The following is a 9,466-nucleotide window of genomic DNA, read 5'->3' as shown; positions in this document are numbered from 1 at the left end:
TATGGCGAAGTTCGGACTTATTTCAAAGAGAAGCATGGAGGCTAGCCTCCATGCTTCTCTTCAAAAAATGACAATTTTTTGATGAGAAGCTAAGGACAGGCGCGCGGTGCCAGGTTTCACCGCGCGCTTTGAGAGAAATGGTTTGAAAAATGCGCCGCCCGAGGCGGGGGCGGGCGGCGCATGGAGAAATGAACAAAAACGACTGCGAAATTTGGAGAGTTATTCTTTTAGCCTTCTGATCTGCTCTGCGTAAGAGCTCAAAGCAAGGTTTCCGGTTGCGCCCAAATGTTTTTTACCCTTTATATTTTCAACAAAATCAGGAGTCTTTACCTCTTTTAACTTTCTTCCCACCTTTTGGTACGCTTCTCTAAAAGGCATTCCTTTTAGCACAAACTCATTTACAATATCCGTAGCAAAAATTTCTGTAGAAAACGACGATGACAGTACCTTTTTTTTCGCCTTTAAATGCTCAAAAACTAATTGCATAATCTTGAGGCTTGAAATGACTATCTCAAATGATTTGATTAATGCTTCTTTTGTGATTTTCAGATCTTTATTGTAACCGGAAAGCAAATTATGACTCACGATTTGAATTTGCATCTGGCATGAGAGCACAATGCTGATATTTGCCCTCAGAACTTCCAAAATGTCTAAATTTTTCTTTTGAGGCATAATGCTGGAACCGGTAGTTAAAGATTCATCTATAACGAAAAAATCAAATTCTTTAGTGGTGAACCAAATCAAATCATTGGCAATTTTCCCAAGCGTCAACATCACTTGAACGATACCGCTCAAAATAAAGCTTTCGAGTTTGCCTCTGCTGTTTTGACAGTAAAGCGCGTTAATTTGCGTTTTAGCAAAGCCCAATTCTTTTGTAGTAAAGTCTCTATCTATGGGTAAACTTGTACCAAAGCCGGCGGCGGAACCGAGCGGATTTTGATCATTTAACTTGTAAGCCGACTCCAAAATCCCATAATCATCGAGTAATGCCTCAACAAAGCAGCCGGCCCATTGCCCCACGCTGGACGGCATAGCTTGCTGGGTGTGTGTATAACCCGGCATAGGGACAAATTCATTTTTCTTCGCAAATGCGAGAATCTGCTCGGCTGTTTTGAGCAGTTCCTTTTTAACTATTGTGAGTTGCTGTTTTGAAAATAAACGTATAGCCGTTAAGACTTGGTCGTTTCGTGATCTCCCTGTGTGAATTTTTTTGCCAACATCTCCAAATTTCTTTGTAAGATAGTTTTCTATAGCAGTGTGGCAATCTTCATCAGATTGTTTCAGTTGGAACTTACCTTTTGTATAAAGTGCTTCTATTTCTTTAAGGCCTTTTACGAGCATGTTCTCCTCTTTTTTCGACAATAATCCAACTTTATGAAGCATTTTGGCATGCGCCATCGAAGCTTGAACATCGTATGGCAAAAGAATTGAATCTTGTTCACAGTTTTTAGAAACAATGTAATTATTAACGGCTGGATGAGTCTTTTTTCCTGATTTTTTCCATAATTTAGTCATGATGAATGTTGTTATGGGTTAAAATTTCCTTTGCCAGATAACAGGCCGTTCTTCCCATGCGAATATCTGTTTTTGGAAAAACTATATATGAATCTTGGGTAACAATTATTTTTTTGGTTCCATCGGTGGCAAGTTGAGTCCCTTTTTTTAAAAAATCAAGATTTCTGTAATCCTGCTGAAAAGTAAATTGCTTTTTTTTGGGCAGTATTTCCTTATAAATGAGAATATGCTTTGGCCCCCTTGTCTTGGAAACTCCTGGAAATGTGTGAAAAGCTGAACCAACAAAACTTAAAAATTGTTTAACCTTGCTCATGGTTTCACCAAAAACAGACGTATCCTTATGCCATCCTGTTTCATATGTAATACCGATACCCCCGGCTTTATCAACAAAGTTATCCACGGAGGAATGCAGACTTTTTGCCTTACAATAAAATAAAGAAGAAACGACGAATTTTGTGCCAAAGATTTTTGCGATCATAATATGTTTTAAAGAATTTTTTATATAGACAAAAGGGATGGATTTTTTGATCGTGGAATGAATATCCATCAAATAATCTGCTTTGGCCAATATAGGAGCCAATTCAAGTGCCCTTCTCTCTTCAATTGATAAGGAGTAATAATTCTTGGCCGATAGCTTTTCAAAATCGTCACCAAATAATCTGTTTAAATCAAAATCAATAAATCTCACCTTCTTTTGAAGGGCATCCGGATTGCCGATAATAAGATAGATTTCGCCAAAAATTTCTTCTTTTGGTAAAGTTTTTTTGAGTTGCTCAATAATGTTTGCGCCCACTATTTCATTTCCATGGGTAGCTCCAAAGATAACGACTGTTGGGCCCTTTTTTGTGCCTGAGAAATGATATATGTGCGATGGTAAAGTCTTCATATTCATTAAGTGTTATTCATCCAAATAAATTTGTTTTTCGGAATCTGATAAAATCATTGTTCCAACGCCTTCCGTCGTCATAACTTCTTTCAAAAGGCTGTGTGGTGAAAGACCATTGAGAATATGCACTCTTTTAACGCCATTTTGCGCAGCTTGAATACTATTCTCCACTTTTACAATCATTCCTTCGGTCACGACATGATCTTCTATCAGGCCTTCTGCCTCCTTGATTGTTAGGGCACTAAAAAGTCTGTCGCCATTCATCACACCACTGGCTTTTGTAAACAAAATGAGCTTTTCCGCTTTTAAAGCGATGGCAATTTGAGCGGCAATTGTATCTGCATTTATATTAACGATCGTGCCGTCATCTGTTGCCGCAATCGGTGAAACAATCGGCAGATATTGCTCGCTTAAAAGCGAATACAGAATATCCGAATTTACGGCGCTGATATCACCAACATATCCATAGTCAAAATTCTTTTTATCCCTCAGATGGACTTGTAAAAGATTGCCATCCAGCCCGCTTACTCTTATCCCCTTGGCTCCGAGTTTTTTCAATATGCTCAGTATTTCAAGGTTTAGAGTGCCGCCGTAGAGCATTTTTACGACTTCCAAATCTTCAGCTGTTGTTACTCTTCGACCATCTATTTTTTGTGGCTTAAACCCAAGTTTTTCGGATATTTGATCAGCTTGCGTTCCGCCTCCATGAACAAACACAATCTTGACCCCGCTATCTACGAGTTCTTTTACGTCTTTTAAGATATTTTCAAGAATCTTTTTTGACTGAATAACTTCACCTCCAATTTTGACAACAAAGACCTTGCCTTTAAATTTTTTGAGATAAAATGTTTTTTTAACAGGTGACATAATAGTTTAAGTTAAAGTTGAAGTAAAAATCTCCAAAAAAAGATCGATTTCCTTTTTATTCACAGAAATTGGCGGCATTAGTCTAATAGTTGATGAATCGCAGGAACTGCCTATAATGAGGCCTTTTTGCAGACATTGTTTTACAAGTTCAGGCATAGATTTTTCGAAATGAACACCAAGTAAAAAACCTTCTCCCGAAACCGAATGAATATAAGGAATGCTCAGTAATTTGGATTTAAGATAGCTACTGTTTTTTTGCACTTTTTGTAAAAATCCCCTCTTGAGTATTTCAGAAACTGTCGCAAGTGCGGCGGCGCAAACGACCGGACCGCCACCAAACGTGGTGGCATGCTCTCCTGGCTTTATTGATTTACTGATTTTGTTATTTACCAATACGGACGAAAGCGGCAAACCTGAAGCTAAACCTTTTGCGGTGGTAATAATGTCCGGTTTTACATCCACACTTTTTGAAAACCAAAAATTTCCCGTTCTTCCCAGTCCTGTTTGAACTTCATCAAAAATAAGCAAGATACCTTTTTTCTTGCATAAAGCTTCAAGTTTTTTGTAAAAGCCTTTTTCCGCCATTTTGACACCACCAATACTTTGGATAGGTTCACAAATAACTGCGGCGGTATCGACGTTAATTGCCTTTTCAACGCTTTCAATATTCCCAAGCTCTGCAAACGTTGTGTATGAATCCAGATTTGGAGAAAATTGATGATATGAATCAATTCCTGTCACTCCAAGCGCGGTGATTGATCTGCCGTGAAAGGAATCTTTAAAAGAAACAATGTGCTTCTTCCCTGTGTGTTTTCTGGCGATTTTCAAAGCCGCTTCGTTGGCTTCTGAACCGGAGTTGGCAAAGTAGACTTGATACTTTTCGGGAAGGAGCGTTTTAACTAATTTTATGGCCAGAAGAGTTGCGGGCTTTGTATGGAAAACATTTGAGTAGAAAATGAGTGAGCTACATTGTTGCTTAATGGCATGTGTAACAGGCTTTGAGCAATGTCCAATAATGGCTACCGCATGTCCCCCATAAAAATCGAGATATTTTTTGCCATTACTGTTCCAAACAAAACTGCCGTTGCCCTTCACAATTTCAATCGGGTATTGCATATAAGTTTGAATCAATGCTTTTTGAGAATTTTTTAGCGAAATCATGTTGAATTTTTATGGAAATAAAGGAGTTAAGCTTTTTAATCCGGTGACTTCTTCGAAACCGAACATAAGATTGAAATTCTGTATTGCGTTACCGCTTGCGCCTTTCACAAGGTTGTCAATAACGGCTTGTACCACAATCTTCCCCCCGCAAAAATTGATGGAGATATCGCAATAATTGGAACCAACAACGTCAGCTATCTGCACCTCCGGCTTTATTCTAATAAAAGGGCTATTTTTATACGATTTTTTAAACAGTTCAAAGATTTTTCCTTTTTTTGAGGTCGTTTTTAGATCAAGAAAAGCCGTTATATGAATCCCTCTTACGAAAGGGCCACTTGTTGGAACCAAAACAAACTGATTGGAAGACAGGTTAAGCTCTTGAATAATTTCGACTTCATGTTGATGCGACCCGATTCTATAGCTCTTTACATTATGGTTTCTTATGGGGTGATGGGTTCCGTTCCCGGGTGATTTTCCTGATCCGCTTGAGCCGGTTATCCCCTGAACGTAAACGGAATCGATCATTTCTTTTATTGGGTAAAGCGCGAGCTCCACCGCAATTGCAAAGCAGCCTGGATTGGCGATATTTTGTGCTTCTGCGATTTCAGATTTGGTAAATTCCGGAACCCCATAAACAAATTCCCCCTGCGCTTCTATAAGAGTGTGTTCTACTCCATAGGCCTGTTTGAATTGCAGTGGGTCTTTCAGCCTAAAATCAGCGGACAAGTCAATTATCTTGGTTTTTCCGAGTAGTTTTTTAACAATCTTTTGCGACTGCAAATGAGGTAATGCGAGAAAGACGCAATCACTTTCTTTTGCAATTTTCTCAAGAGGTGTATTGCTTAATGTAAGCTCGCATATACCATTTAAATGCGGCCAAATATCGCATAACTTTTGCCCTGTATGACTTTCAGAGGTTACATATTTTAGCTCAGTATTTGGATGAGTGGCCAAAAGCCTGATGAGTTCAAGGCCGGTATAACCTGTTGCACCGATGATGGATACTATTTTTTTAGACATTTTGAAGATATGTAATGGAATAAATCAGTTGCCTTCATATAAGCATTGAGAGCAGGTATGCCTATTTGCTTTTCAACAAAATTTGCGCCGACTTCATTATCGGTTACAGGACCAGACATCACTGTTAATGGTGCACCGATCTCTTTGCACACCTCTGCCAATTTCATCGCTCCCATTGGATCATGTGCGCATCCTATATGGGCAACAATGTTTTGCTGGATTTCTTTGTCTTTTAATATATCCATCACTCCATACTCGCCAAAAACACCATCTCCGAATTCAATTACTATAAAATCGGCGCTTTTCTTAGATAGAAATTCTATTGCTCCTTTTGTAACCGTAATGACATGTCCATTATTCTGCACCGTTGAAGTGAGACCTGCATCGAGGAAAGACACGCTCTCCTGTGCACCGTGGTCATTCATATTTTCGGTATCTCTAAGTGCGGCAATTCCGGCCAATTTTGCACCAAAAACTGTATAACCTTCCTGTGAAGCTTTTTTTATAATTTCGCATGCTACCGTTGTTTTCCCCACATTCATACATGTTCCGCTCACTACCACGAGAGAGACTTTGGAAGTCAGCGATTTTCGTGGCTCAAATTTTTTGTAATCCTTTGTAGTTAAGTTTTTCTTACCATTGGTAATAGCACCAAGGACTTTTACCGGTAGCGCATGTCCAACTTCCTTAATATTTTCGCTGGTGCAAATTCCTGCAACACCGCCAAGATTGAGAATATGAATTATATCTCCAGCTTTTAATTTATCAGGAGTTTCCCCGACAAAGCCTTTTAGCGCCTTCCTATTGCCGAGTGCGACAGCAAGTACATCTCCTTTTTTCAGAGTTGATAATCTTCCTGATGCCAATTCCAGTTGGTTGTAGATTTTTTTGTCCTCAAGGACTTCCACGACCAGGAGCAAGCCATTTTTAGGCTTAAAATTTTCAGTTATAGAAACCTCCTGTGTTAATGCGGCGTTTTTTGTAACTGATGCGATTTTATCTAATGTAATTTTCATGACTTAAGAGTTAACAAATAATGCATGAGTGCCATTTGTGCCCACATTCGATTTTCAGCTTCCTGAATGATAATTGATTTGCCGCTATCCAAAACTTCATCGGAAACAACAACATTTCTTCTGACAGGTAGACAATGCATGAAGATAGCTTCATTGGTCAGGGACATTTTTTCATTGTCAATTATCCAGTTTTTGAACTTATTTCTGTGCTTAGTTTCTTTTTGCCAATCTCCAAAATATTTTAAGCTTGCCCAGCTTTTAGCCATAACAACATCGGCATTTTTCAGTGCTTTCTCCTGGTCCTGTGTAATTTGTAATGAACCGCCGCTTTCCTTGGCTTGTGCTTTCGCCAGCTTGATAACATCCTCATCCAAATTGAAGCTGGGTGGATGTGCAAGGGTTACATCCATGCCAAACATCGCGGGCATAAGAAGTTGCGAGTGCGGAGTGGCAAGAGGTAAGGGTTTCGGATGCGGAGCCCATGTCAAAACATATTTCTTATTCTTTATGCTTTTAAATTGTTCAATCATCGTCATTATGTCTGCCAAAGCCTGGCACGGATGGAACATATTGGATTCCATGTTGATCACGGGAACCGTCGCATACTTTGCTAACGTTGCTATTGCTTCATCTTTCTTGAGTTCATTCCAATTTGAGTCTGATTGATCGCTTTTTGTTGTAATCAATTCACTTTTTCTGATAGCAAGCAAATCGGTATATTTGGAGATAACTTGAGCCGCCTCTTTGATATGTTCCTGTTTGTCTGCATTCATCACTGCGCCCTCTCTATATTCAAAATTCCATGTATCATTTCCGGACAGCACGTTTACTTTCCCCTGCATTTTTTTCATTCCTGACTCAAATGAAAGCCTGGTTCTTAGTGAAGGATTGGCAAAAAACAAAGTTATGATCCTTTCAGCATGCTGTGGCACTTTTCCTTTCTTGAAGGAAATGGCGAGATCTATTATTTCCTGCAGCTGCTTGGCAGAAAATTCCATGCCAGTGATAAAATCTTTTTTAGTCATGTTGCTTGTGGGTTAAAAATGCGTTAACGCTTTCAAGTCCGTAAAGTTTACAAAATCCTTTGGCATCTATGCCTGTCCATGCCCCCGCCTTCTCTCCATAAGCACCAAATTTACTGTTTAAGAGAGAGTAAGGGCTTTCGATAAAAGTAATGATAAGCAGTCCTTTTTGCATTTTTAATTTTATCTTTCCACTCACAAATTCATTGGCTGAATCCAAAAATGCCTCAAGGTTTTTGACTATCGGATCGAAGTAAAGACCTTCATGAATAAGATCTCCGTAAAGTGTGCCTAGTATGTTTTTCCAAAATATCTGCTTTGAGGTCAGCGTTAATTTTTCAAGCTCGGAGTGGGCTTTGATGAAAATTTTCATCGCCGGAGCCTCAAACCCTATTCTCCCTTTTGTCCCCAGAATTGTTGTGCCGATATGGTAGTCTTTCCCAAAACCGCAAGCCGCTGCAACTTCATTGAGCTCATTGATCATTTTTACTCCGTTCATTTCTTTTCCATTTAGGCTTAGCGGAAGACCATTTGCGAATTCAATTTCAAGTAAAGTTGACTGTTTTTGCGCTTCCTCAAGAGATTTCACCAATGGAAACGCACACTCTGGGAGAGTTTTTTTAGTTCCAAGCGTTTCCTTACCTCCTATCGTCGTACCCAGTAAGCCGACGTTGATCGAATAATCCTTTTTGCCGGAATCAATATGCACTCCGATCTTCTTCAAAAAGGCAACCTCCTGTTCACGTGTTAACTCTTCATCACGAATTGGTGCTAAAATGGTACAATTTGGCAAAAGCGCGCTCAAAGCCAAATCAAACCTTACCTGATCATTGCCCGCGGCAGTTGAACCGTGCGCAACACATTCTATGTTTTCTTGTTTCGCGATCTTTGCGATCTCTAGAGCAATAATGTTTCGTTCAGGTCCCACGCAAGCGGGATATACACCACCCTTGAGATAATTTGCTTTAATAATGTAACTTGCAAATTTCTCAAAAAGAGCCTCCTGAGCATCAACTTCAAAATGCTTATGTGAGCCAAGTTTTTTTGCTTGATGCGCAATTTCTTTCAATTGCTTAGCGGTGAATCCTCCCGTATTTACGGTAATGGTTATGACTTGATATCCTTTCTCCTTAAGATAAGGAACACAAAAGCTGGTATCGAGACCACCTGAGAATGCAAGTATAACTTTCTTCATGATTATATAGTTTAAGAACTAAAAAAGACTTCTGAGTTTAACCTCAGAAGTCTTAGTGTGTTTTTAAGCATGCACGACTAGCGAAACTTCTGAGGTTTCTTTCTTCGACGACGATTACGGCGTGAAAATAAATTGTGCATGATATTTAAATTACTAATTAAATTGATAAAAAAAACTCTCGCCCACTCATGACTCAGCAAAATGCTGGTAATGAAGGAACGAGAGTCTTTTGACTTCGCGGTACCATCCTTCTTCGTTACTGCCTTTAAGCAGTAACCTTGTTCAGTTCTCTATCCCACTTAGAGGGAACGATTAACTGTGAGCATGATGACGGACTCTGCCGGCGACACCTACTTGTCCTTTTTTAGGACTTTCTTCGGCTGCTACCTTATTGAGACGCGTTCGATATCTTTTTGCTGCCAGGCTTCCAGTGTCCCCGACTCTCTATAAGCAAGGTGAGATATCTACTATTCCTCAAGTATTTAAATATAAAGAAACAAATACTACGACTATTTTATATCAAAGTGCCTTGTGCTTGTCAATAGATTTTTTTATTGTCTTATAACCCTCCAAATTTCGCAGTCGTTTTTGTTCATTTCTCCATGCGCCGCCCGCCCCCGCCTCGGGCGGTGCATTTTTCAAGCCATTTCTCTCAAAGCGCGCGGTGAAACCTGGCACCGCGCGCCTGTCCTTAGCTTCTCATCAAAAAATTGTCATTTTTTGAAGAGAAGCATGGAGGCTAGCCTCCATGCTTCTCTTTGAAATAAGTCCGAACTTCGCCATA

8 protein-coding genes are annotated in these 9,466 nt (G+C 39.6%); all 8 read right to left on the bottom strand.

What is annotated here, in order from left to right; translation table 11 throughout:
* Nucleotides 1–219 precede the first annotated feature (219 nt).
* The 8 genes from argH to argG are packed head-to-tail and all read right to left on the bottom strand — an operon-like array spanning nt 220 to nt 8,682.
* On the bottom strand, nt 220–1,515 hold the full coding sequence (argH, locus tag Q8P68_04270; protein MDP4008379.1) for an argininosuccinate lyase: 1,296 nt from the start codon (nt 1,513–1,515) through the stop codon (nt 220–222).
* On the bottom strand, nt 1,508–2,401 hold the full coding sequence (locus tag Q8P68_04265; protein MDP4008378.1) for a succinylglutamate desuccinylase/aspartoacylase family protein: 894 nt from the start codon (nt 2,399–2,401) through the stop codon (nt 1,508–1,510). Before Q8P68_04265 ends, argH begins: the two co-directional genes overlap by 8 nt.
* A gap of 12 nt (nt 2,402–2,413) precedes the next feature.
* A complete protein-coding gene (argB, locus tag Q8P68_04260; GenBank protein MDP4008377.1) occupies nt 2,414–3,268 on the bottom strand; it encodes an acetylglutamate kinase in 855 nt (284 codons plus the stop codon).
* 6 nt (nt 3,269–3,274) lie between these two features.
* Nucleotides 3,275–4,429: an aminotransferase class III-fold pyridoxal phosphate-dependent enzyme gene (locus tag Q8P68_04255; protein ID MDP4008376.1), complete on the bottom strand. Its 1,155-nt coding sequence runs from the start codon at nt 4,427–4,429 to the stop codon at nt 3,275–3,277.
* A gap of 9 nt (nt 4,430–4,438) precedes the next feature.
* The gene (argC, locus tag Q8P68_04250) at nt 4,439–5,449 is read right to left on the bottom strand and encodes an N-acetyl-gamma-glutamyl-phosphate reductase (protein MDP4008375.1); all 1,011 of its coding nucleotides are present in this window, start codon (nt 5,447–5,449) and stop codon (nt 4,439–4,441) included.
* Nucleotides 5,434–6,465, bottom strand: a complete 1,032-nt coding sequence (locus Q8P68_04245; GenBank protein ID MDP4008374.1) for a hypothetical protein — start codon at nt 6,463–6,465, stop codon at nt 5,434–5,436. The genes argC and Q8P68_04245 overlap by 16 nt, the downstream gene beginning before the upstream one ends.
* Entirely contained in the window at nt 6,462–7,490 is a 1,029-nt protein-coding gene (locus tag Q8P68_04240; GenBank protein MDP4008373.1) for an N-acetylornithine carbamoyltransferase, read from the bottom strand. Before Q8P68_04240 ends, Q8P68_04245 begins: the two co-directional genes overlap by 4 nt.
* Nucleotides 7,483–8,682 (bottom strand): argininosuccinate synthase, encoded by a 1,200-nt coding sequence (gene argG / locus Q8P68_04235; protein MDP4008372.1) that lies wholly within the window; start codon nt 8,680–8,682, stop codon nt 7,483–7,485. The genes Q8P68_04240 and argG overlap by 8 nt, the downstream gene beginning before the upstream one ends.
* Nucleotides 8,683–9,466: the final 784 nt, after the last annotated feature.

The organism is Candidatus Peregrinibacteria bacterium, from assembly GCA_030700255.1.
In the GTDB taxonomy this organism is placed as follows: Bacteria; Patescibacteriota; Gracilibacteria; order UBA1369; family JABINC01; genus JABINC01.
This window is presented reverse-complemented; position numbering and strand designations above follow the sequence as displayed.